Source organism: Terriglobia bacterium (assembly GCA_020073205.1).
In the GTDB taxonomy this organism is placed as follows: Bacteria; Acidobacteriota; Polarisedimenticolia; order Polarisedimenticolales; family JAIQFR01; genus JAIQFR01.
Window position 1 is genome coordinate 70,016 of record JAIQFR010000002.1, and the last position, 21,318, is coordinate 91,333.

Sequence of the window (21,318 nt, forward strand, 5' to 3'; positions counted from 1 at the left end):
GCGCTTCAATCTCCCCGATCCTCGCGCGCGCGCCTGACGAGCCAGCGGAGCACCGCCTCCTGGGTCGCGTAGATGCCGAGCCGGTTCGAGTGCGCGTGCCCGACGTACACCGCGATCTCGACGGGATCCCGTCCGATGCTTCGGTCGGCACCGGCCGACAGGATCGCCTCCACCGGCGCCCGGAGGTCCTCGAGGCACGCGAGCGCGATCCGCGCCTCCTCCGCTCCGCCCCACAGGGCATCGGGTTCGCCCCCGGCGAGGAGGGAGAGGATCTTCGCGAGGCCGTCACGCTGCGCCCGGTACTTCTCCTCGAGGGCCCCGATCACACCGTCGTCCCAGCGGCCGAGGTCGAAGGCCCACCGGTACCCCCGCTCGTAGAATTCGAGTCGGTCACCGCCTCCGAGACCGAAGAGATCGAGCATCCTCTCCACGAGCACGAGGCTCCACTCGGCGCGCGTTCGGGAGAGGGCGCCCCGGGCCTCGGCGGCCAGCAGCTCGAGGCACGCCAGCGTATCGGCGTGGTAGATCCTCCGCAGGACCGCGAGATCGCGCGGCCCCCCGACCCACTTGTCCTCGTGCTCCTCGGAAACGAATTCGTAGCCGGCGATGGATCCGAGGCCGGCGAGCGCGCCGAGTCGCCGATCGAGGAGCGGCCGCGCGCAGCCTGCGAGCCAGGGTCCGCCGCCGTGGACGAGGAACATGATTCGCCAGTCCGGCTTGTTGAGGCGCTCGAACCGGAGCGCGTCGAGACCGGGGTCGGCGCAGAGAGCCTCCACGAGGGGGGCGACCGCGTCGCGCACGACGGCATCCTGCAGCTCGCGCGGCGCCGGGATGGAAACCGTGAGCGACGACGTCGGGTCCACGGATTCACGCCCCGGGGCCGGGAAGCGCATCGGCATGACCGGGCGCCGCCCCTTCGGAATGGAATCGGTACATGAAGTAGCGCAGGATCGCCTCGGGGACGGACTCGATGCCCAGCCGGATCGAGTGGACGTGCGCCAGGGACCAAACGAGGTGGATCCAGTCCGCCTCGAGCCGGCCGGCGTCCCGAGCCTCGATCCAGGCATCCGCGAGCGGGCCGAGCGCGAGGAGGCACCGCTCGGCGACGCGGGCGGCCTCGCCGCCTCCCCACACCGCCACGGGATCGCTCCCGGCCGCGTCGCGTAGCAGGTCCGTGAGGCCCTGCCGAAGGCCGAGGAACTTCCGATCGAGGGCCTCGAGGTCGGCCCCGGTCCACGTCCCCTGTTCCAGCGGCCAGGCATATCCCTTCCGATAGAAGGCCAGCCGCTGTCCGCGATCGAGCCGGAGGAGATCGAGGAGGCGCTCCGTCATCAGCAAGCTGTACTCGCGGCGCGTGCGCGAGACGAGCCGCCTCGATTCGAGCTCGAGCCAGTCGAGGCACGCCAGCGTGTCGTGATGGGAGGTCCTCTCGGCCAAGAGGATACCCTCGACGCCCCCCCACCTGCGGACCTCCAGGCGATAGCCCGGAAGATCGCGCTCGTCGACGATCGCGACCCGCTCGAGCGCGCGAAGGATCTCCCGAAGTCGCGGCCGAACGGCCCCCTCGATCCACTCACGGCGGCCGCGGACGAGGAGCCGGATCAGCCAGTCGGGGGTGTCGGTTCGGCTGAAGGAGACCGAATCGAGATCCGGATGACCCCGGATCTCCCGGACGAGCGGAGCGATCGCACCGAGGAGCAGGGGCTCGTGGTCCTCGCGGGGCGCGTGGACGTAGGCGAACAGGCGACTTGCGGGTTCCATCGCGGCGCGACCCGGGACCTCCTTCGCCGCCGCCCGCCGCGACGGCCCGGCAGGGACTCAGGACTCGGGAGAGGATGGGCTCGCGCCCGCCCCCCCCCGAGCCTCTCCGCTCGATCCTACTGGTGAAGGTCCGAGACCAGGGTGGTCGTATAGATGCACATGCAGGTGCAGCGGCGCGAGGTCGTCGAAGACGAGCAAGTCCCCCCACCGAGCTCCCGCTTCTCGATCTCTTCGACTTCCAGATCCAGGTTGAGCTTCTCCTTCATGCTTCCCTCCTGTCGGCGTGACACCGGAAAGCCCGTCCGGGTCCATCCCGCGCGGGCAAGGCCGTTCTGTCCATACCACCAAGAGGGTCACTCGTCAAATCCGACACGAAATGTCGAGTACGCGGCTCGGCCGCCGGGCGCGGCCGCCTCCGGACCGGAATCCGGGCTCCCGCGGTCCCGCGGTGCAGGCGCCGCGGCCGTTCGCGAAGGGGGTTTGACGGCGCGCCCTCGTACCCTGATAACCATGAAGGGCAAAAATCGTATAATGCCTCGACGAGTCCAAAAGGAGGAGTGCCATGCCGAAGGCCTTCCGTAGCCTGTCGATCGTTTTCACACTCGCTTTCCTCGTCGCGCCGGTCGCGGCGCTGGCGGACGAGCCCGCCGATTCCGCGACCGCGACGGCTGACGCTTATCAGGGCCCGCGTCTGCTTCCTGACTGCAAGGCGCCTTTCCAGTTGCCGAGCGACGCGCGACGGGCGGTCGGCGACAAGGTCTTGACGTTCCAGGCGGTCGTCCTCAAGGACGGCACCGTCGGCTACGCCGAGCTCCTGAACAACGACCGGCCCTACCCCGGGGTCGAGCAGGCCGCCCGAGCCTCGTTCCGCAGCTGGCGGTACGCTCCCGGCACGCTCGCGGGAGAGGCGGTGGATGCCGGCGTCACGATCTCCGTTCAGTTCCGCGGAGCGTCCGCCGCGTCGATCACGAGGCCGGCCGAGAGCTGGGACATGAAGTCCGGCGCCTCGTTCCCGGGTCTCGAGCAGATCGTGCTGCGCGACGGGTTGCTGTCCAGCCAGCGTGGAGGCCACAAGAACTGGGAGCACAACAAGGTCACCGTCACTAATCAGCCGGGGTGCGAGATCGTCGGGGGGCCCCTCTGCATGTACATGTCGAACCGGCCCGCGCACAACGAGCCTGGCTCGCCAGGCGCCGATTTCTCCCGCGGCCGCTGAATTCTCCTTCCCGCCCGGGCTATTCCCGCCGCCACATGGGGATTCGCCCGGGCGTCCACGGCGAGCCTGCCGCTTCAGCTTCTCCCTCCAGCTTGGGGAGGTCCTGGGCCGCCAACGTCCTGAGGCGGTCCAGGATCTCGCCGAACCGGGTCGCCGCGACGTCGTACGCCGCTCGTTGCGTCCCGGTCGGGGCCGACGTCGTCGTCCACTGCCCGTAGACGATTCCCTGGACCCTCGAGACGATCGAGGGCGGCGTCGGCTCGTTGCGTGACGCGACGGTTTCGTCGCCGCTCAACTGCATCGAGATGTCCTTGAGCCGGCCCTCCAGGGCCAGAGCCTCCTCCCGCAGCCTCGGGTCGGCCTTGGGGGTGTCGAAGAGCGCCTTCTTGAGGTGGTCGATCCTCCCCTGCGCTTCCTTCACCGTCTCGGCGGCGCCCAGCACCGCTCTCTGCAGCCGGGAGGTCTTCTCCGAGAAGGCGAGTACCGCGGCGCGATCGGGTTCCGGCAGGGTCGCCGCTCCCAGAGGGCTCGTCACGAAGGACTGCGTCTCGCCGAGGGGCGTCAGCTTCCCACCGACGCGCTTCGCGAGCGAGACCTTGTAGGTGCCCGGCGCCGCCATCGGACCGATCGGCTTCTCCGCCCAGGGGTCGTCGTCCACCTGGGGCTTGAGATCCGTCGGCGATACCGGCGGGTACCGGAGATCCCACGCGACCCTCTGGAAGCCTTCCTTCGTCGGGGCGCTCAGTCGGTGCACCACGTTGCCCGAGGCGTCGGTGACGGTCAGGATCAGGGCCGGCTCCTCCTCGCGGTCCTCGGCGCGAAGCTCGTCCCAGGTCGGGTAGAAGACGTCCCCGCCCTTCTTCGCGATCTCCTTTTCCCGGTCCTGGCGCTGCTTCTTTAGGGTCTTGATCTCGTCCCTGAGGTACACGGTGAACACGGCGCCGAACGGCGGATTCGGAGCGGTGAAGTAGGCGTCGCCCTGCGAGGACTTCTCCTTGAGGCCGAGTGGAGCGGACGGAACGTACGTGAACGCCGGCCTGACCGGGAAGAGAACGGCTTCCTTCCCGAGCAAGTCGGGGGTCGCCGCGCGCAGCGGCGAGATGTCGTCGAGGACGTAGAAGCCGCGGCCGAAGGTCGCGACGACGAGGTCTCCGTCGCGCTTCTGGATCGCGAGGTCGCGGACGGCGATGGTCGGGATGCCGCCCTTGAGCTGCACCCAGCGCTTCCCGCCGTCGGTAGTGAAGAACACGCCGAACTCGGTCCCGGCGAAGAGCAGGCCGGGGCCCGCCGGATCCTCCGCGAGCGCGTACACGGTGCCGCGCTCCGGGAGGTCGCCGGCGATGGACGCCCAGGTCCTGCCGCGGTCGCCGCTCTTCAGGAGGTACGGCTTGAAGTCCGCGTTCTTGTGATGGTCGAACGCGGCGTACACGGTATCGGCATCGTGCCGGGAGGTCAGGAGGTAGGCGACGTAGGCGCCCTCGGGAACGCCCGGGAAGGTCCCGACTCTCCGCCACGTCCCTCCGCCGTCCTCCGTGACCTGCACCAGGCCGTCGTCGGTCCCGGCGTAGATCAGCCCCTCGATCCGCGGGGATTCCGCGAGGGAGACGATGTTCCCGTAGAAGGAGGTGGACGCGTTCTTCGCGACCGAGTCCACGCTCCACACGCGGCCCATCATCTTCAGCCTGTTCCGATCGGTCCGCCGGGTGAGGTCGGGGCTGATCGCACGCCACGAGTCGCCCCGATCGTCGCTGCGGAGAATCCTCTGGGCAGCGAAGTAGAGCCGGGTGTGCGAGTGCGGACTGATCAGGAGCGGGGAATCCCAATTGTACCGCAGGGGCTCCTCCCCGTCCCCCGGCTGGGGCTGGATATCGATGACCTCCCCCGTCCGCCGGTCGAAGCGTCCGAGACCGCCGTACTGCGATTCGGAGTAGACGATGCTCGGCTCCAAGGGGTCCACCCGGCTCTGGAATCCGTCGCCGCCCACGGTGACGAACCAGTCCGCGTTGGTGATTCCGTGGGCGGTCGCGGTGCGCGACGGGCCGCCCATCGTGTTGTTGTCCTGGGTGCCCCCGTAGACGTTGTAGAAAGGGGCCGCCTCGTCCACGGCCACGCGGTAGAACTGGGCCACCGGAAGGTTCGCCTTGAAGGCCCAGGTGGCCGCGCGGTCGAAGGTCTCGTAGACGCCTCCGTCGCATCCCGCGATCAGGTGGTCCGTGTCGTCGGGATCGATGAAGAGCGCGTGGTTGTCCACGTGCTTGTACTTCTCGCCGACCTTCCGGAACGTCCGGCCGGCGTCGTCGGTGACCTGCATCCAGGTGTCCATCATGTACACGCGGTCCACGACCTTGGGATCGGGGAAGATCTCCTGGTAGTATTGGGCCGCGCCCGACACCGTGGCCGACATCTTCTCCCAGCTCCCGCCGGCGTCCGTGGACCGGTAGAATCCACCAGCCTTGTTCGCCGCCTCGATCGTGGCGTACACCGTGTCGGGGCTCGCGGGCGAGATCGCGAGGCCGATCCGGCCCATCTCCTCCTTGGGGAGTCCGTTTTCCAGCTTCTTCCAGGTGGCGCCGGCGTCGGTCGTCTTCCAGATCGCCGACTCGGGGCCGCCGTCGATCAACCCCCAGACGTGGCGGCGCCGCTGGTAGGACGCCGCATAGAGGACCGCGGAATCCCGCGGATCCATGACCACGTCGGTCACCCCGGTGTTCTCGCTGATCTCGAGCACTTTCTTCCAGGCCTTCCCGTTGTCCGTCGTCTTGTAGAGTCCCCGGTCGCCGCCTCCCGCCCAGAGGGGGCCTTGCGCGGCGACGTAGACGACACCGGTGTTCCGGGGATCCAGCAGGATCTTCCCGACATGCTCCGAGGCCTTGAGGCCGACGTTGTCCCACGATACGCCGCCATCCGTCGAGCGATAGACTCCATCGCCGTAGCCGACGCTCCTCTGGCTGTTGTTCTCGCCCGTGCCGACCCAGACGATCAGAGGGTTCCTCGGATCCAAGGCTACGCATCCGATGGAATACGAGCCCTGCCCGTCGAAGATCGGGGTCCAGGTGGTGCCGGCGTTCGTCGATTTCCACACGCCGCCGGAGGCGACGGCCAGATACCACGTGCTGCGACGGGTCGGGTGGATCGCGATATCGTCCACGCGGCCCGACATCAGCGCCGGCCCGATTCCGCGGAGAACGAGCCCGGCGAACGTCTCGGGCTTCATGCGCGTGGCGGGTTTCACGGAATCGTCCTTCGCGGGGGGAGCCTTGGCGACGGCCGCGGCGAGCGACAGGACGACGACGACTCCTAGGGACAACGCGACGGCACGCTTCATGGGGACCTCTCTGGCCGGCGATCGGCCGGCGTCGGAGAGAGGTTACCCTCTCGGTGACGCAAATTGAAGGAGGACCCGCCGGACTCCGTATCGCGCCCGCCGGGGGGTGTGGCATGATCCCCGGCGTGCTCAGCCAGCCATGGCAGCTCTCCTTCATCCTCCTCGCGGCGTTCGCGGCGGGGATGGTGAACTCCGTGGCGGGGGGTGGAACGCTCCTCTCGTTCCCCACGCTGGTTTGGGCAGGGCGGGATCCGCTGCTGGCGAACGCCACCAACACGATCGCCCTCTGGCCCGGCTCCCTGGGAGGCCTCTGGGGCTACCGGCGGGAGGTCACGGGAAGCGGGCGGTTCGCCGCGGCGCTGCTCGGACCTTCCGTCCTGGGTGGAATCCTCGGCGCGGTGCTGCTGCTCCGCACCCCTTCGAGGACGTTCGCCGGGCTTGTGCCGTGGCTCATCCTCCTGGCCACGGCGCTCCTGGCCCTCCAGGAGCCGGCCTCCCGCCTCGTGGTGCGCCTCGGTGCCGATCGCCGGAGCCCCGCCTGGTGGGCCGGCGCGGTGGCGTTCCAGTTCCTCGTCGGGGTGTACGGCGGGTACTTCGGCGCGGGGATCGGCATCCTCATGCTGGCCGCGCTGGGCCTTCTGGGTCTCACCGACATTCACCAGATGAACGGTCTCAAGAACTTCCTGGCGTTCTCGATCAACGCGACCGCGGCCGTCTACTTCGTCGCCTCCGGAGCGGTGCTGTGGAGCGACGGGCTCCCCATGGCGGCTTCCGCGGTCTGCGGCGGGGTCGCCGGCGCGGCGATCGCGCGCAAGGTCGGGCGCCGAGCGGTGCGGCGCGTCGTGGTGACGATCGGACTCCTCATGGCGATCTCCCTCTTCCTGCGCGGGATCTGACGGGCGTCGCAGGCGCGGAGCGGCGGATGGAGCATTACGACGTCCTGATCCTCGGAGGCGGACCGGCGGGCGAGCGGGCGGCGATCGGCGCGGCGCGCATCGGCAAGAAGGTCGCGCTGATCGAGCGCGAGAACGTCGTCGGGGGAACCTGCATCAACTGGGGGACGATTCCGAGCAAGACGCTGCGCGAGAGCGCCCTGTTCGTGCTCTCCCTCACCCGGAACAAGGTCGAGGGAATCCGGACGGAAATCGCCGACCGCATCACGGTCCAGGACTTCATGTTCCGGGAGCGACGCGTGGTCCAGCGCGAGCTCGAGCTGGTCAACAGGACGCTGGACAGGTACAAGGTCGAGGTCTTCGAGGGACACGGCCGCCTCGTCGACGAGCACACCGTGTCGGTCTCCGGTCCCGACGGGAAGGAGAACCGCCGATTCTCCGGCGACGTGATCGTGATCGCCACCGGGTCGCTGCCCAGCCGTCCCGAGATCGTTCCCTTCGATCACGAGACCGTCTTCGACAGCAACACGATCCTCCAGCTCCCTCGAATGCCGGCGACGATGCTGGTCCTGGGAGCGGGAGTGATCGGCGTCGAGTACGCGTCGATCTTCGCGGCTCTCGGCGTGCGCATCGTCCTCGTCGACACGCGGGACCAGCTCCTACCGTATCTCGACCGGGAGATCGCCGGGATCCTCGAGCGCGAGCTCGTGAAGCTCGGCGTCGAGATCCTGCGGGGGGACGCCTGCGAGCGGATCGAGCGCGTCGGCTCCGAGCCGCCGCGGGTCCGCTGCCGGACCCGGTCGGGCCGCGTCCTCGAGGTCGACGCGATGCTCTACGCCGTCGGCCGCGACGGGAACACCCGGGACCTCGGGCTCGAGGGCGTCGGCATCCGCCCCAACGCGCGCGGCCTCCTGGAGGTCAACGAGTGGTACCAGACGGTCCACCCGCACATCTTCGCCGTCGGGGACGTCATCGGGTACCCTGCCCTCGCCAGCACCTCGATGGAGCAGGGCCGTCAGGCGATCCGGCACGCCTACGATGTTCGGGGGCCTCGGGGCCGGACGACGATCCTGCCGTTCGCGCTCTACTCCATCCCCGAGGTGAGCTACATCGGCGAGACCGAGGCGGGGCTCCTCGAGAAGTCCGTGGACTTCGTCGTGGGCCGCGGCCGCTACGAGTACAACCCCCGCGGACAGATCATGGGCGACACCGAGGGTCTCCTGAAGCTCCTGTTCGAGACGGACTCGGGACGCCTCGTCGGAGCGCACATGATCGGCCACGGCGCGAGCGAACTCGTTCACATCGGCCAGGCGTTCCTGAACGCCGACGCCGACGCCACCACCATCGCCGAGACCCTCTTCAACTACCCGACGCTCTCGGACCTCTACCGTCACGCGGCGCTCGAGGCGCTCGCGGAGCGCCGGCGCAGGCTGGCGCGCTGATCCCGTTCTACTTCGTCGACGGCGGCTTCGTCCTCTCCGACGCTTCGCGCCGGGAAGGCTGCTTCATCACGAATCCGGCGGGCGGCTCGAAGACGTCCGGCGGAGCGGTGGAGGCGCGCACCGACGTGATCTCCGTGCTCATCCCGAAGATCCTCGTCCGGCCCGAGGGGGTCGACTCGTCGGTGGGCGGCGCCTCGCGTGCGTCCCTCTCCATCTTGCCGCCGCGCATTCCCTTGGACCCGTCTCCCATCGCCGAGCGGCCGCCTGCTCTTCCCGATCGCCCGCCCCGCTCGGACCCGCCCACCCTGTCGCAGGATCCGTCCTTCTCCACGATCACGTGAGAGCGGACGGGAAACCCCTTCGCCTTCCTCAGCTCCTTGTAAACCGCCTCGAATCCCTGGCCGAGCTGCGGCATCGCCCCCTGCGACGCCCGAGCCGCCGCCTGCATCTGGACGAGGTCGATCCCGATCGCCGCCGCCATCTTCTCGTTGAACTCTCGGAGCTCCCGGAGCCGGGGGGTCAGAGGCGTGGTCCAGGTGTCCAGGGTGTAGACGTTCGTGCAGGCCTGCTGCGTCTTCTCGTTGTGGCACACCTGGGTGCCGACGACGACCGATTCCTCGCTCGGGAAGCCGTTCACGTCCCCCTTCTGGCCGGTCGGCTTCGACTCGACTCGTACGGGGTCGCATGTCAGCGGGGGCTCGCGGCGCCGCGGAACCTGCGGCCGCTCCGGCTCGCCGGCCTCCCGAGGCGGGACCTCCATCCCCTTCGAGGACTCGAACGGGATGACCGTGTAGGCCTTGTCGCGCATGTCGATCCGGTAGGTGAGTCGGCGGTCGATCCGTGTGATGCTCGTGCTCGTCATCCCTTCCTCGCCGCCGGATCGCCTCATCATTCTCCCGGTGAACCGGGTCGCGGTCTCCTGCCGCATCTTCTCTCCCGAGACGACGAGGGTGGTCGTACCCTCGCTCGCCATGCGGCCCCGCTCGCCGAACCCCTCGAACACCGTCTTCTCGCTGACGGTCACGTCCGCTCGAGCCGTGCCCGCGATGAGGCTGCTCGCCAGGATCAGGACCGCTCCGGCCGCCAGGATCACGGCGCCACATCGGGTGCTCGTCATCGCTCGTCTCCTCGAGCCGCTCGTGCCCCGGCGCGCTTCGCCCGGGTTCGATGTCGGGCGCGCAGAGCCTAGGACCGAGGGCCGGACACGTCAAGCTCAAGGGAACTTCCGCGTCGCGGTCCTGTCCAACCCCGGCAGCCCGGTGCGCGGGCGACAAGGAGTGAAGCCATGACGAACTCGACGACGAATTGCCGCCGCTCCAGGGGGGCGATGCACCTGCCGGTGCTCGCGGCCCTTCTCCTTTCGGCGTTCCCGGGAGGAACCGCGTGGGCGCTCGACACCGGCTCCTATTCCATGGAGGTCCTGGTCGACGGCCGTCTCCTCACGGAATACGCCGCTCGCGGCACCACCTACGTCGAGGCCTCGAAGGGTCGCGAGTTCGCGGTCCGCCTGCGCAATCGGACCGGCGAGAGGATCGCGATCGGCCTCTCGGTGGACGGCCTGAACTCCATCGACGCGCGGACCACGACGGCACGGGATGCGCGGAAGTGGATCCTCGCCCCGTACGAGACCGTGACGATCTCCGGCTGGCAGACCGGCCCCCGCACCGCCAGACGGTTCTTCTTCACCACGGAGGAGCGGTCGTACGGCGCGTGGCTCGGGAGGACGGGGAACCTCGGCGTCATCGCCGCGGCGGTGTTTCGCGAGAAACGCCCCGAGCCTCCTCCCTGGTCCGGCATCACGAGCCCGCCCTACGGGCGGGTCGATCCGCAGGACGCGGAGAGCGGGCGCCTTGCCGGCTGCGCCGAGGGAGAGGCGCGACGCGGATCGGCGGATTCGGCCGCCTCCGAGCCCGGTCGCGCGCAGCCGCCGTCACGCTCCAAGACGGTCGAGAGACCGGTGGTTTCGGACGAGCTCGCGGCGACCGGGATCGGCCGGGAGACGCCTCACCCGGTCGTCGGGGTCGAGTTCGAGGCCGACGAGTCGCCCTGCGCGGTGCTTGAGGTCCGATACGAGTATCGCGACACGCTGTCCCGCCTCGGGGTTCTGCCGCGGCAGTCGCCGGACGACGAGCCGCTGAGCCGGCGGGAGCGGGCCCGCGGCTTCCGGGAGCCGGGATTCGCCCCCGATCCGTACCGCTGATGTCGATGACGGTCAACGAGAAACGGGCGCCGCGTGGCGCCCGTTCGCTCGTCCGTTCCGGCCGACGCCCGGCGACCTACTTCGCGGTCTCGGGCTTGGCGGTTTCGAGCTTCGCGGCGCCGGGCTTCGCGGACGCGGGCTTCGCGGCGGCGGGAGTCCCGCTGTCGGGCTTCATGATCTCGAGCAGCTCGACCTCGAACACGAGGGTCGCGCCGGGCTTGATCCCCGGGTTCCCGGTGTCGCCGTAGGCGATGTCCGATTGGCACACGAGCTTGCTCTTGCCGCCGACCTTCATGAGCTGCACGCCCTCGGTCCAGCAGCGAATCATCTGACTCAGACTCAACTCCGCAGGTCCGCCGTGCTTGTCGGAGCTGTCGAATACGGTTCCGTCGATGAAGGCCCCCGAGTAGTTGACCTTCACCTTGTCGGTCGCCTTCGGGCTGTCGCCTGTGCCCGGCTTGAGCTCGAAATAGATGAGGCCCGAGGCCTTCTTCACGGCCCCCGTCTCCGCCGCGGCCTTCTCCGCGTAGGCCTGTCCCGCCTTCTTCTCGCCGGCGGCGATCCGCGACATGGCCATCTCGTTGAGCTTCTGACGGAAGGCCTGGAGATCGACCCTCTTCTCGTGACCGAGGATGCCGTCGATCAAGCCGGCCTTCACGTACTCCAGCTCGGCGGCCGTCAGGCTGAACGGCGCCGCCTGATTGCTCAGCCAGATGCCGAGCGCGTAAAGGGCCTTCTGCTCGTCGGTGTCGAGCGCGGGTACCCCGGCCGCCGTGGAAGCCGGGGTCTGGGCCCAGGCCGGCGCGGCCAAGAGGAGGACAACGGCGAGGGAGGTGGCGATGAGCTTCATGAATCGTGCTCCTTGAGGGGCGAATCTCCGGACCCGATTTCGGGGCGCCCGGCTTGGGGCGGAGGTCCGCGGCCAGCCCGGTACTATAGCAGAAGAGGGGGACCTCGGGCGGGGGCCGCAGCCGCCTCGTTCCTGTATCTTATGACGGCCCGCACGGAGGGAGATCCATGTCCTGCACGCTCAGGCCGTCGACGTCGAAACCCGTCTCCGCCGGGAGCAGCTGGCCGCTCGGGGCCACCGTCCGCGACGGCGGCGTCAACTTCGCCCTGTACTCGCGAAACGCGGAGGAAGTCTTCCTCCTGTTGTTCGACCGCCCTGACGGCGAGCCGTCGGACGTGATCCGGCTCGAGGAGCGGACCCGTTTCATCTGGCACGCGTTCGTCGAGAGGGTCCGGCCGGGACAGCTGTACGGCTATCGCGTCCGCGGGCCGTGGGACCCGCCGCGGGGTCTCCGGTTCAACGAGCACAAGCTCCTGCTCGACCCTTACGCCAAGGCTCTCACCGGCAAACCCCGGAACCAGGAGAACCTGCTGCTGGCCTACGACCTCGCCGCCCCCGAACCGGACCTCGTGATGGACCGCCGCGACAGCGCCTCCTCGCTCCCGAAGTGCGTCGTGGTCGACGACGCCTTCGATTGGCAGGATGACGCTCCGCCCGGTCTCCCGCTCGAGTCGCTGATCCTCTACGAGGTCCACGTCAAGGGCTTCACGGCCCACCCTTCCTCGGGGGTCGATCGCCCCGGGACCTACCTGGGATTCGCGGAGAAGATCCCGTACCTGAAGAAGCTGGGGATCAGCGCCGTGGAACTCCTGCCGGTGCACGAGCACTACGTGGAGGACTTCCTCCGCGATCGCGGCCTGGCGAACTTCTGGGGGTACAACACGGTCACGTTCTTCGCGGCCGAGTCCACGTACGGCTCCCGCACGGCGCCGGGATGCGAGGTGCGCGAGTTCAAGACCATGGTCCGGGAGCTGCACCGCGCCGGGATCGAAGTGATCCTCGACGTGGTCTACAACCACACCGCCGAGGGGAACGAGAAGGGCCCCACGCTGTCGCTCCGCGGGATCGACAACCCGTCGTACTACTGCCTGACGGGCCCCCCGGAGGCGCCCGGCCGGCTCTACCAGAACTACACCGGCTGCGGGAATTGCCTCAACCTCGCGAGCCCGCCGGCGATTCGCCTCGTGATGGACTCCCTCCGCTACTGGGTGGAGACGATGCACGTGGACGGATTCCGGTTCGACCTCGCGTCGGTTCTCGGCCGGGAGGACGGTCGTTTTCGAACCGGCTCGTCGTTTTTCGACGCCGTGTCCCAGGACCCGGTGCTCGCCAGGGTCAAGCTGATCGCCGAGCCCTGGGACCTCGGGACCTACCAGGCGGGGAATTTTCCGGTGGACTGGTCCGAGTGGAACGGACGATTCCGTGACACGGTGCGGAAGTTCCTGAAGGGGGACGCCGGCCAGCTCCGCGACCTCGGCTGGCGGATCACGGGCTCCGCGGACCTCTACGGGGACGACGGGCGCTCCGCGTACAACAGCATCAACTTCGTCACTTGCCACGACGGGTTCACGCTGCGCGACCTGGTCTCCTACGATGGCAAGCACAACGAGGCGAACCTCGAGTCGAACCGCGACGGGACCGACGACAACAACTCCTGGAACTGCGGCGTGGAAGGGGAGACCGACGACCCGGACGTCCGTCGCCTCCGGAGGCGGATGGCGAAGAACCTGATGTGCGGCCTGCTGTTTTCGTGCGGAACGCCGATGCTCCTGGGAGGGGACGAGTTCCTGCGGACGCAGCGGGGCAACAACAACGCGTACTGCCAGGACAACGAGCTGAGCTGGCTCGATTGGCGCGACGCCGCCAAGAACGCGGACTTTCTCGAGTTCGCCCGCAAGGCCATCGCGTTCACCCGCCGGTACCCCGTCCTCCAGCGAAGGAAGTTCCTGCTCGGACGCGACCTCGACGCCGACGGCCTGCCCGACATCGACTGGCTCGGGTGCGACGGCGGCGCGCCCGCGTGGGGCGACCCGGAGCGGCGCACGATCGGCTACCGGCTCGCGTCCGGCCGCCGGGATGACCGGCCCGGCGAGGAGCTCCTCTGCTTTCTCCTGAACGCCGACTGGCGGCTCCGGTTCTTGCGGCTGCCCGAGGCTGGCAACGGGAGGAGGTGGCACCGCGTCGTGGATACGAGCCTGGCCCCCCCCGAGGACTTCATCGAGGAGGCGCGCGCCGTCCCCCTCGATCCCGAGGACCACTACCTCGTCAATCCCAGGACGACCGTTGTCCTGCTGGCGCGCTGACGCGCTCCGAGCCCCCCGCCGGCGCCTTGTCGCGAGCCGGCGGGAAGGTGAGATGCCGCGCTACGGCACCGGGAACGCCGCCGTGATCGGGGGGAGCGGAGGATCGCCGGGGTAGCCGACGCGCTCCAGGAACAACCCGGACGGGGGGGCGGTCCATTGGGCGACGCCCCCGCCGCTCGAGAGTGCCCTGCCTCTCAGGAGGTCTTCGAATTCGGCGGGACGCACCTCCCCCGCCCCGACCCGAACCAGGATCCCGACCAGTCGCCGGACCATCTTCCACAGGAAGTGCGAAGCGGAAACCCGGATCAGGATCAATGCGCCCTCGGTGGCGACCTCCACGCGATCCACGGCCACCACCGTGCTGGTCTGATCGTCCGGCTTCTCGCAGAAGAGGGCGAAGTCGTGCCGCCCCTCGGCGAGTCCGGCGGCTCTCCCCATCCGACCCTCGTTGAGCGGGCGCCTCACCCACCACACGTACCGTTTCGCGAAGGCGGTCCGGCGTCGCGAGATCTGGTAGAGGTACGTCCGGGACACCGCCGAGTGACGCGCGTGAAATCGCTCCGATGCCAGAGCGAACGACCGGAGATGAATGTCGGACGGCAGGGCGTCGTTGACCTCGCGGAGGAGCTTCTCGGCGTCGACCCGCCTCGGGAGGCGGAGGTGCGCGGTTTGCGCCAGCGCGTGGACTCCCGCGTCGGTCCGGCCGGCGCCGCCCAGGTCGAGGACCTCTCCCGCCGTTTCCGCGAGGACGCGCCGGAGCTCCCCGGCCACGGTCCGGGCGTTCTTCTGCGCCTGCCATCCGCGGTAGCGAGTCCCGTCGTATTCCACCGTCAGGCGATAGGTCGGCACGGCGGCATTATGCAGCGGCGTGGGGGCGCCGTAATCCTGCATAATGGGAGTTTGGGATCGCACGCCGGGGATGGGGCCCCGCGAAAGAGAATCCCGTCATGAGCGCGCCCGCACCGGGGCGAGGAGACCAGGATGAAGAACAAGGAGCTGATCGGCCTGCTCAATCAGGGCATCGAGCTCGAGTACCAGGCTTTCCTGCAGTACTACTACCAGTCGTTGAAGCTGAAGGGGCTGGAGACCGCGCCGCTCCGAAAAATGCTGGCGGAGGAGGCCGACGCCGAGCTCGGACACGCGAAGGCGCTCGCTGAGCGCGTCGTGGCCCTCGGCGGCGAGCCTTCGATGAAGGTCGCTCCGGTGAAGATCGGGAAGTCCCCGAAGGAGATGATCAAGGTCGACTTGGAGCGGGAGGCCAAGGCGATCGCCCTCTACCGCAAGATCGTGAAATCACTGCACAGCACGCAGGGATACGAGTTGATTTACCGGCTCGTGCTGCAGATCCTGGGCGACGAGCTGAAGGACGTAGAGGAATTCGAAGCGTTCCTCGAGTGATGGCCCAGAAAAAAACCACCCCTCGGGAATCCCGAGGGGCGGTCGATCTCAGGACCAGCGCCGGTCCTAACTCGCTGAATGTTTGGATACCGGTCGGGTCAACGGCTGTCAAGCGCTTTTCCTGAGAATCGTCCGAACGCGAGACGGCCGCGTGGTGGAGGAATTAGAAGAACAAGCGACGCAAGTACCGCCGGGTCACCGCGCCGCAGGGCGGCGCAAGCGGCGGGCCACGCGGACGGCGAGGGCGGCAGCGATGGGGCGGGGAGCCAGGATCCAGGTGAGGTGGGCCCCGACCGCCAGGAACAACAGCGTGTCCTCGAGAAGTGAGTGGCTGATCGCGACCGACACGTGGAAGTCCCGAAGCTCACCCGGCCGGAACCTCGCCGGCTCGCGTGACTCGTCGATGATCAGTCCGGCTCCGAAGGCCAAGCCCAGAAACGTCGCCGTCAGCCAGAGCAGCGCCACGCTGTCCGAGAGGGCCAGGAACCTCATCGCGGGCGATAGAGAGCGAGAGAGGAGCTCGAAGACGCCGAAAGCGCGCATCGTCTCGGTCCCGATCGTCAACCCCACGACGATGGCGTAGATCTTGAGGAGGAGGAGGGCGACACCGAGAGCCCACGAAGAGGCGAACGCTGCGAGGCTGAGGTCGGCCGGCCCCGCCAGGGACTGGACGACGACCGTCCCTTGCTCGCCGTGACGCAAGAGCTGCCAGAGGAGTCCGCCGAGCACGACGGCCCCTGCGATACGGAGCAGAGCCATGCGCATCCCTGAGGTGCCGGAGCGTCCCTGGACCGCCGACTCGACGACCAGGTTGTGCGCGGTGAGCACCATCAGCGCGAGCACCGTCATCTGGACGCCGCTGAGAGGGATCGACGATGCCACCGCGATCGCGCCGTAGACCCCGACGAGGGCTCCGGAGACCAGGGCCACCGCGGCCTCGCCGGGAAGGCCGAACAGGCTCATGGCAGGCGCCAGGATCCTCCCGAGCCAGGCGAGGCCGCCGGTGAACTGCAGTGCCGCGACCACCGCCGACAACGGGACGATGATCCTCGTGAGGAACCACGCGGTCCCGAGTCCGCGCCTCGCCCCCGCGAGACAGGCTCGTGCCAACCTGCGGTCGGGGTCATGAAGCATGGAGGATGGGGCCGGCCCGCCGTGGCGGCCCGGGAAGCTCAGCTCCGGTGGAGGAACGCCAACGAGAAGGCGGCGGCGACGCCGAAGGCGCTCTGGTTCTCGACCCCGCTCGACCCGTAGAGCGTGCTTCGGAACAGAAGGAACGAGATCGCATACTCCGGATCGAGCCTCGCGACCGTTCGAATCCGGACGCCTGCGCTCCCGGTCAGCTCGAACCGGTAGTCGCCACCGAGGCCGAAGAGCTTGTCCACCGCGAGGGTCGCGAGCGGCGAGCATCTTCGAGTTGGGCGATACCCGATGCCCCCGATCGCGCCGAGTCCCCAGCCGTTCGAGGACGAACCCGCACGGCTCGCCTTGACCCAGGACAGGCGCCCGCCGCCGAACAGGTGGTAGCGCTGGCGGAAGGCATCGCCGAACGTCAGCCCGGCCGCCGTCTGCCAGGTGTCCGGCCCCCGGCCCGCGGCCACGCTGTACTCGTCGAGGGCGAACGCGAGATCGCCGGCCCGGCCTTGGGCCGGCGCCGACCCCGCTGCCGACGCCGCTGCACCGACCGCGCCCGCCAGAACGACCACGATGGACAAGGCCTTGATGAAGCCCATGGGGGGACCTCCGCCGCCGATTGTACCCTCGGCTCCGCCGGCCTAGCAGCATCTTTCACCTGCCCGTCCCGCCGGTTGCGCCTCGTTCGGTCGCTCCGTATACTCGCCGCCTCGTCCATGCGACACCACGAATCCCGTTCCATGCGCCACGGCGCGAGGCTCCTCGGCATCGCGGCAGCGCTCCTGCTGCTCGGCGCGGGGGGGGTCGCCTCACCCTCCGACATCGAGGCGCTCATCAAGGACGGGAAGCTCGACGAAGCGATCTCCTCCGGTCGGGCGGCGGTCGAGGCGAGCCCGTCGGAGCCGGACCTCCGCGGCGCGCTGGCACACGCGCTCGCCGCCAAGGGACGCAGCGTGCACCGCGTGGTGTCCACGACCGTGAACGCCGAGGACCTCGTCTCCGGCAGCGCGGTCCTCCCTCGCATCGGCCCCGACAACCCGCCCGAAATCAAGATCGTGTACGACCCGTCGCTCTTCGAGGAGGCGATCCGGCAGATCCGCGCCGCGATCGAGCTGGCTCCGAGGCGGGAGGATCTCCGCTTGACGGAGTGCTATCTGTTCACCGACGCGGCGGACATCGACCGTGCCGCGGAGGCGGTGCGCGGAACGCTCGCCGCCCTGCCGCACACGTCCACGCTCGCCCCCGATCTGGCGGCGTTCGGCGTCGAGCGGGCCCAGCGGGGCGATGCGCGCGGAGGGTTGACACTGCTCCAGCCGGTGTCGGCGGCGTACCCCGCGGACGCGCCTCTCGCCGTGGATCGCGGCTTCATCCTCGCCCAGGCCGGCAGGAAGGCGGAGGCCCTCGCCGAGCTGGACCGGGCGGCGAAGCTCGCCCCCAAGGACCTCCAGATCCTCAGGCGGAGGGCCACCGCGCTCGTGCTGCTCCGGGAGTGGAAGCGCGCGCGCGACGGGTGGAAGGCGGCCTTCGAGGCGGGCCGGGAGGATGGCGACCGGCTGGACGCGGCGGCCGTCGCGCTGGCCTTCGACGTCACGACGGCCAAGAGCGAGCTCCAGGATCTGGCGGCGCCGGCCTCGTCGGCGAATCCCGAGGTCGTGCGGCTGGCGCAGGACCTCCTCGGGGCCGCGTCCGCTTCCGCGGCCGCGAAGGGAAACCTCGAGCTGGCGAAGAAGCTCGCCGGCGGCGGGCGTCAATTGCTCGCCGTGCCGGTGCTCCACCGCGCGCTCAGGGCCGATCCCGGTCTGGGCGAGGCGGCGAGTCTCTTGGCGGGCATCGAGCGGAAGTTCGGCTTCCCTTCGGTCGCCGCGGAGATCCTGCGCGACGCGCGGCCGAAGGCCGCGCCCCCCGCCAAGTCCGGGACGAAGCGTCCGCGCGGAGCGAGTCCCGGCTCGAGCCCCGGCTAGGGCCACGCGTTCCGCTCAAGCGTCGTACTCGTTGAGCTTGAGGAAGAGGAGCACGTAAACGCCGACGCCGGACTGGACCACCGTCGCGACGACCAGCCATCGCGGGTACCATCCGTCGACGATCAGCGACGCCGCGACCAAAGTGACCACCGCCAGCTTGGAGCGGAGCGACGCGTCCGGGTTCGCGAGGTAGAGGATCCCGAGGAAGACGGCCGCGACGACGGCGATGACGTGATAGGGCATCCGTTTCGAGCCCCACCGCCCGTTTATTGCTTACGGTATCGCCCCCTCGGGCACGTCCCAGCGGTAGAGTTCCACGGCGAGGCGCCCGATCTTGACCGCCGGGTCTTCGGCCACGAGCGCCTTGAGGTGCTCGGGGTCATCCGTGCGGAACACGAGGATCCCGCGCAGCGGACCGTCCTCGTCGAGGGGTCCGGCCGCGGCGAGATCTCCGGTGCCCGCCATCTTCCGAATGTTGGCCATGTGGCCCCGCTGGATCTCCTCGATCTTCTCCTCGGAGAGCTGAGGAGCGTTCGGCGGCCGTCTCAGGAACCCGATCCAGCAGGCGGACAGGCGCGCGATATCGGAGGCCCTGCCGAACGCGTCCTTCAGGGCCCACCACGGGTGGATCTCGGGGACGACCCTCCCGGCCAGCACCCACGGGTCGTCCTTCAGGATCGCCGCGGCCTCCTCCCCAGAACCGGCATCGAGCACGAAGACGCTCTCGAGGTCGCCGGCACGCTCCACCGGCCCGGAGACGACGACCTTCCCCTGCTCGTGGACGCGCTTGAGCCAGGCGAGATAGGCCTCCTGCTTCGCCTGGATTTCCCGCTCGTCCATGTAGGACCGGCTCGGCCCCTTCCGAAGCAGCACGAGACGGTAGAGCTTCATGGCGGGCGCCGGCGGAGCCTTGTCCTCCGCCCACGCCGGCAGGAGGACGGTCGCCCCGAGGATCGCGAGGAGCAACAGGGAGGCTCGCGCCATCGATTTCGACATCGTGGCCATCTTAGGGTGGATCGACCGGAGCACGCAACGGGCGGCGCGGGTTCGGGCGGGAGGATAGACTGGTCGTGCGGGCCGGAAGCCCGCGAGGGGGATGGGGTCCGATGGCGCAGCGAATTCATCGTGCGACCTTCACCGCGATCGCCGCCACGATGCTCGTGCTCGCGGCAGCGTCGCCCGCCGCGGCCCGGGTCGACGTGACCCTCGACGCCGGATCGCTCAACCGGCTTCTCTCCGCGATGGCGCCGCAGCAAGTGCGCGTGCCGCTGAGCGAGGGGCGTGGAGTGACCCTGGAGATCCGGGATTTCAAGGTCGACGGCTTCGACCCCACCGAGGGGGAGAAGCAGGAAGGGTTCGTCCTGACCTCGCTCAAGCTCAAAGTCCCGGAGTTGGGACTCGATCTCCCGCTCTCGCCGAGGCTCTCCCTCCAGGTGGGCGAGAAGAACGGGAAGAAGTTCGCCGCCCTCCGATTCGAGAGGGTCCAGCTGCCGCTTCCGATCACGGGCTCGGTGGACGTTGCGCCGCTCCTCCCGGTCCTGGCGCTCCCCACCGACACCTCGTGGACGGTCGCCGCCCAGTCCGGCAACGTCCGCGTCCGCACCGTCCTCATCGAGGCGCGCATGGGGGCCAAGAACATCCGGTTGAGCTTCGACCTCGAGGCGGCTCCGGCTCCCTGAGAGCCCTCGGTCGAGTCTCGCCGCGGCGCGCCGGCCGGCGGTGCCGGGGCCCCTTTCGCGGCACGAGCGAAACGGGTACGCTGTCCGCGAAACCCTGGAGAAATCCATGAAAGTCCTGATCCTCGGCGTCAACGGCTTCATCGGATCGCACGTCGTCGGACGGATCCTGAGGACCACCGCCTGGGAGGTGTACGGCCTCGACCTCGCCACTCACAAGATCGGCGAGTACCTGTCCGACCCTCGCTTCCACTTCGTCGAGGGAGACGTTTCGATCTCGAAGGAGTGGATCGAGTATCACGTCAAGAAGTGCGACGTGGTCCTGCCCCTCGTCGCCATCGCGACCCCGGCGGTCTACGTGAAGGACCCGCTCCGGGTCTTCGAGCTGGACTTCGAGGAGAATCTCCGGATCGTCCGGCAGTGCGTGAAGTACAGCAAGCGGGTGGTGTTCCCGTCCACCTCGGAGGTGTACGGCATGTGCCCCGACGGCGAGTTCGACGAGGAAGCCTCGAGCCTCGTCACGGGCCCGATCCCGATGCAGCGGTGGATCTACTCCACGTCGAAGCAGCTCCTCGACCGGGTGATCTGGGCGTACGGGTTTCGCGACGGCCTGCAGTTCACGCTGTTCCGCCCGTTCAACTGGATCGGACCGAAGCTCGACAGCCTCTACACCGCCAAGGAGGGATCGTCACGGGTGGTGACCCAGTTCATCTGGAACCTGATCCAGGGGGAGCCGCTCCGACTCGTGGACGGCGGCCAACAGCGTCGGTGCTTCATCTACGTGGACGACGCGATGGACGGCCTGATGGCGATCCTGAGGAACGAGGGGGGAAAGGCCGACGGCGGGATCTTCAACATCGGGAACCCGGCGCTCGACCACTCCATGCGCGAGGTCGCCGAGATGCTCCGCGACCTCTTCAGGGACCACAGGGAGCGGAAGGTCCCGCTCTCGGAGATCGTCGAGACCAGTAGCGCGAGCTTCTACGGCAAGGGGTACCAGGACGTGCTTCACCGCACCCCATCGATCCGCCGCATGCGGCAGGCGTTCGGATTCGAGCCTTCGATCGGCATGGAGGAGTCGCTCTCCCGAACGCTCGATTTCTTCCTCAAGGAGCACCGGGCGATGGAGCAGCGCCCGGACGGCGAGTGACGGGGGGGG

Annotated in this window: 20 protein-coding genes; 9 read left to right on the plus strand and 11 right to left on the minus strand. The window is 69.0% G+C overall.

What is annotated here, in order from left to right:
- Window positions 1-5 precede the first annotated feature (5 nt).
- The 3 genes from LAO51_00835 to LAO51_00845 form a co-directional block, all read right to left on the minus strand.
- Window positions 6-899: a hypothetical protein gene (locus LAO51_00835; GenBank protein ID MBZ5637280.1), complete on the minus strand. Its 894-nt coding sequence runs from the start codon at window positions 897-899 to the stop codon at window positions 6-8.
- Complete coding sequence (locus LAO51_00840) at window positions 868-1,761, minus strand: thiopeptide-type bacteriocin biosynthesis protein (GenBank protein ID MBZ5637281.1); 894 nt, start codon at window positions 1,759-1,761, stop codon at window positions 868-870. The genes LAO51_00835 and LAO51_00840 overlap by 32 nt, the downstream gene beginning before the upstream one ends.
- Window positions 1,762-1,877: 116 nt before the next feature.
- The gene (locus LAO51_00845) at window positions 1,878-2,027 is read right to left on the minus strand and encodes a hypothetical protein (GenBank protein MBZ5637282.1); all 150 of its coding nucleotides are present in this window, start codon (window positions 2,025-2,027) and stop codon (window positions 1,878-1,880) included.
- Between the two features lie 296 nt (window positions 2,028-2,323).
- Between LAO51_00845 and LAO51_00850 the strand changes: the two genes are divergently transcribed.
- On the plus strand, window positions 2,324-2,977 hold the full coding sequence (locus LAO51_00850; GenBank protein MBZ5637283.1) for an energy transducer TonB: 654 nt from the start codon (window positions 2,324-2,326) through the stop codon (window positions 2,975-2,977).
- Window positions 2,978-2,996: 19 nt separating this feature from the next.
- Here the strand turns inward: LAO51_00850 and LAO51_00855 are convergent, their stop codons facing one another.
- Window positions 2,997-6,302 carry a glycosyl hydrolase gene (locus LAO51_00855; protein MBZ5637284.1) on the minus strand — a complete coding sequence of 1,102 codons (3,306 nt, stop codon included), beginning with the start codon at window positions 6,300-6,302 and terminating at the stop codon, window positions 2,997-2,999.
- A 113-nt stretch (window positions 6,303-6,415) separates the two neighbouring features.
- Here LAO51_00855 and LAO51_00860 point away from each other — a divergent pair, with 113 nt between their 5' ends.
- Both LAO51_00860 and sthA read left to right on the plus strand, forming a co-directional pair.
- Window positions 6,416-7,198, plus strand: coding sequence for a sulfite exporter TauE/SafE family protein (locus tag LAO51_00860; protein MBZ5637285.1), 783 nt, complete (start codon window positions 6,416-6,418; stop codon window positions 7,196-7,198).
- A gap of 26 nt (window positions 7,199-7,224) precedes the next feature.
- A complete protein-coding gene (gene sthA, locus LAO51_00865) occupies window positions 7,225-8,637 on the plus strand; it encodes a Si-specific NAD(P)(+) transhydrogenase (GenBank protein ID MBZ5637286.1) in 1,413 nt (470 codons plus the stop codon).
- Between the two features lie 7 nt (window positions 8,638-8,644).
- Here the strand turns inward: sthA and LAO51_00870 are convergent, their stop codons facing one another.
- Window positions 8,645-9,754, minus strand: coding sequence for a hypothetical protein (locus tag LAO51_00870; GenBank protein ID MBZ5637287.1), 1,110 nt, complete (start codon window positions 9,752-9,754; stop codon window positions 8,645-8,647).
- A 168-nt stretch (window positions 9,755-9,922) separates the two neighbouring features.
- Between LAO51_00870 and LAO51_00875 the strand changes: the two genes are divergently transcribed.
- Window positions 9,923-10,837, plus strand: a complete 915-nt coding sequence (locus LAO51_00875; protein MBZ5637288.1) for a hypothetical protein — start codon at window positions 9,923-9,925, stop codon at window positions 10,835-10,837.
- Between the two features lie 76 nt (window positions 10,838-10,913).
- On the opposite strand, the gene LAO51_00880 is transcribed toward LAO51_00875, so the two are convergent.
- Window positions 10,914-11,687, minus strand: a complete 774-nt coding sequence (locus LAO51_00880; protein MBZ5637289.1) for an FKBP-type peptidyl-prolyl cis-trans isomerase — start codon at window positions 11,685-11,687, stop codon at window positions 10,914-10,916.
- A gap of 167 nt (window positions 11,688-11,854) precedes the next feature.
- On the opposite strand from LAO51_00880, the gene glgX reads away from it, so the two are divergent.
- Window positions 11,855-13,990 carry a glycogen debranching protein GlgX gene (gene glgX, locus LAO51_00885; GenBank protein MBZ5637290.1) on the plus strand — a complete coding sequence of 712 codons (2,136 nt, stop codon included), beginning with the start codon at window positions 11,855-11,857 and terminating at the stop codon, window positions 13,988-13,990.
- Between the two features lie 60 nt (window positions 13,991-14,050).
- Here the strand turns inward: glgX and truA are convergent, their stop codons facing one another.
- Entirely contained in the window at window positions 14,051-14,839 is a 789-nt protein-coding gene (gene truA, locus LAO51_00890; GenBank protein MBZ5637291.1) for a tRNA pseudouridine(38-40) synthase TruA, read from the minus strand.
- Window positions 14,840-14,971: 132 nt separating this feature from the next.
- On the opposite strand from truA, the gene LAO51_00895 reads away from it, so the two are divergent.
- Window positions 14,972-15,388, plus strand: coding sequence for a hypothetical protein (locus LAO51_00895; protein MBZ5637292.1), 417 nt, complete (start codon window positions 14,972-14,974; stop codon window positions 15,386-15,388).
- A gap of 195 nt (window positions 15,389-15,583) precedes the next feature.
- Here LAO51_00895 and LAO51_00900 read toward each other — a convergent pair whose 3' ends face one another.
- Both LAO51_00900 and LAO51_00905 read right to left on the minus strand, forming a co-directional pair.
- A complete protein-coding gene (locus LAO51_00900; protein ID MBZ5637293.1) occupies window positions 15,584-16,498 on the minus strand; it encodes a hypothetical protein in 915 nt (304 codons plus the stop codon).
- A gap of 62 nt (window positions 16,499-16,560) precedes the next feature.
- Window positions 16,561-17,121 (minus strand): hypothetical protein, encoded by a 561-nt coding sequence (locus LAO51_00905; protein ID MBZ5637294.1) that lies wholly within the window; start codon window positions 17,119-17,121, stop codon window positions 16,561-16,563.
- 141 nt (window positions 17,122-17,262) lie between these two features.
- Here LAO51_00905 and LAO51_00910 point away from each other — a divergent pair, with 141 nt between their 5' ends.
- A complete protein-coding gene (locus tag LAO51_00910) occupies window positions 17,263-18,483 on the plus strand; it encodes a hypothetical protein (protein ID MBZ5637295.1) in 1,221 nt (406 codons plus the stop codon).
- A 15-nt stretch (window positions 18,484-18,498) separates the two neighbouring features.
- Here LAO51_00910 and LAO51_00915 read toward each other — a convergent pair whose 3' ends face one another.
- Window positions 18,499-18,726: a hypothetical protein gene (locus LAO51_00915; GenBank protein MBZ5637296.1), complete on the minus strand. Its 228-nt coding sequence runs from the start codon at window positions 18,724-18,726 to the stop codon at window positions 18,499-18,501.
- Window positions 18,727-18,756: 30 nt separating this feature from the next.
- Window positions 18,757-19,467, minus strand: coding sequence for a YciI family protein (locus LAO51_00920; GenBank protein ID MBZ5637297.1), 711 nt, complete (start codon window positions 19,465-19,467; stop codon window positions 18,757-18,759).
- A 122-nt stretch (window positions 19,468-19,589) separates the two neighbouring features.
- Here LAO51_00920 and LAO51_00925 point away from each other — a divergent pair, with 122 nt between their 5' ends.
- Window positions 19,590-20,162 (plus strand): hypothetical protein, encoded by a 573-nt coding sequence (locus LAO51_00925; protein MBZ5637298.1) that lies wholly within the window; start codon window positions 19,590-19,592, stop codon window positions 20,160-20,162.
- Between the two features lie 106 nt (window positions 20,163-20,268).
- Entirely contained in the window at window positions 20,269-21,309 is a 1,041-nt protein-coding gene (locus LAO51_00930; protein ID MBZ5637299.1) for a bifunctional UDP-4-keto-pentose/UDP-xylose synthase, read from the plus strand.
- The last annotated feature ends 9 nt before the right edge of the window (window positions 21,310-21,318 follow it).

Excerpts from the sequence above, each read along its gene's own strand:
- LAO51_00860 (MBZ5637285.1), top strand. The coding sequence starts at position 6,416 with ATGATCCCCGGCGTGCTCAGCCAGCCATGGCAGCTCTCCTTCATCCTC.
- LAO51_00915 (MBZ5637296.1), bottom strand. The coding sequence starts at position 18,726 with ATGCCCTATCACGTCATCGCCGTCGTCGCGGCCGTCTTCCTCGGGATC.
- LAO51_00875 (MBZ5637288.1), top strand. The coding sequence starts at position 9,923 with ATGACGAACTCGACGACGAATTGCCGCCGCTCCAGGGGGGCGATGCAC.
- sthA (MBZ5637286.1), top strand. The coding sequence starts at position 7,225 with ATGGAGCATTACGACGTCCTGATCCTCGGAGGCGGACCGGCGGGCGAG.
- LAO51_00870 (MBZ5637287.1), bottom strand. The coding sequence starts at position 9,754 with ATGACGAGCACCCGATGTGGCGCCGTGATCCTGGCGGCCGGAGCGGTC.
- LAO51_00910 (MBZ5637295.1), top strand. The coding sequence starts at position 17,263 with ATGCGCCACGGCGCGAGGCTCCTCGGCATCGCGGCAGCGCTCCTGCTG.
- LAO51_00835 (MBZ5637280.1), bottom strand. The coding sequence starts at position 899 with ATGCCGATGCGCTTCCCGGCCCCGGGGCGTGAATCCGTGGACCCGACG.
- LAO51_00895 (MBZ5637292.1), top strand. The coding sequence starts at position 14,972 with ATGAAGAACAAGGAGCTGATCGGCCTGCTCAATCAGGGCATCGAGCTC.
- LAO51_00930 (MBZ5637299.1), top strand. The coding sequence starts at position 20,269 with ATGAAAGTCCTGATCCTCGGCGTCAACGGCTTCATCGGATCGCACGTC.
- glgX (MBZ5637290.1), top strand. The coding sequence starts at position 11,855 with ATGTCCTGCACGCTCAGGCCGTCGACGTCGAAACCCGTCTCCGCCGGG.
- LAO51_00845 (MBZ5637282.1), bottom strand. The coding sequence starts at position 2,027 with ATGAAGGAGAAGCTCAACCTGGATCTGGAAGTCGAAGAGATCGAGAAG.
- LAO51_00920 (MBZ5637297.1), bottom strand. The coding sequence starts at position 19,467 with ATGGCGCGAGCCTCCCTGTTGCTCCTCGCGATCCTCGGGGCGACCGTC.
- LAO51_00880 (MBZ5637289.1), bottom strand. The coding sequence starts at position 11,687 with ATGAAGCTCATCGCCACCTCCCTCGCCGTTGTCCTCCTCTTGGCCGCG.
- LAO51_00905 (MBZ5637294.1), bottom strand. The coding sequence starts at position 17,121 with ATGGGCTTCATCAAGGCCTTGTCCATCGTGGTCGTTCTGGCGGGCGCG.
- LAO51_00840 (MBZ5637281.1), bottom strand. The coding sequence starts at position 1,761 with ATGGAACCCGCAAGTCGCCTGTTCGCCTACGTCCACGCGCCCCGCGAG.
- LAO51_00855 (MBZ5637284.1), bottom strand. The coding sequence starts at position 6,302 with ATGAAGCGTGCCGTCGCGTTGTCCCTAGGAGTCGTCGTCGTCCTGTCG.
- LAO51_00850 (MBZ5637283.1), top strand. The coding sequence starts at position 2,324 with ATGCCGAAGGCCTTCCGTAGCCTGTCGATCGTTTTCACACTCGCTTTC.
- LAO51_00925 (MBZ5637298.1), top strand. The coding sequence starts at position 19,590 with ATGGCGCAGCGAATTCATCGTGCGACCTTCACCGCGATCGCCGCCACG.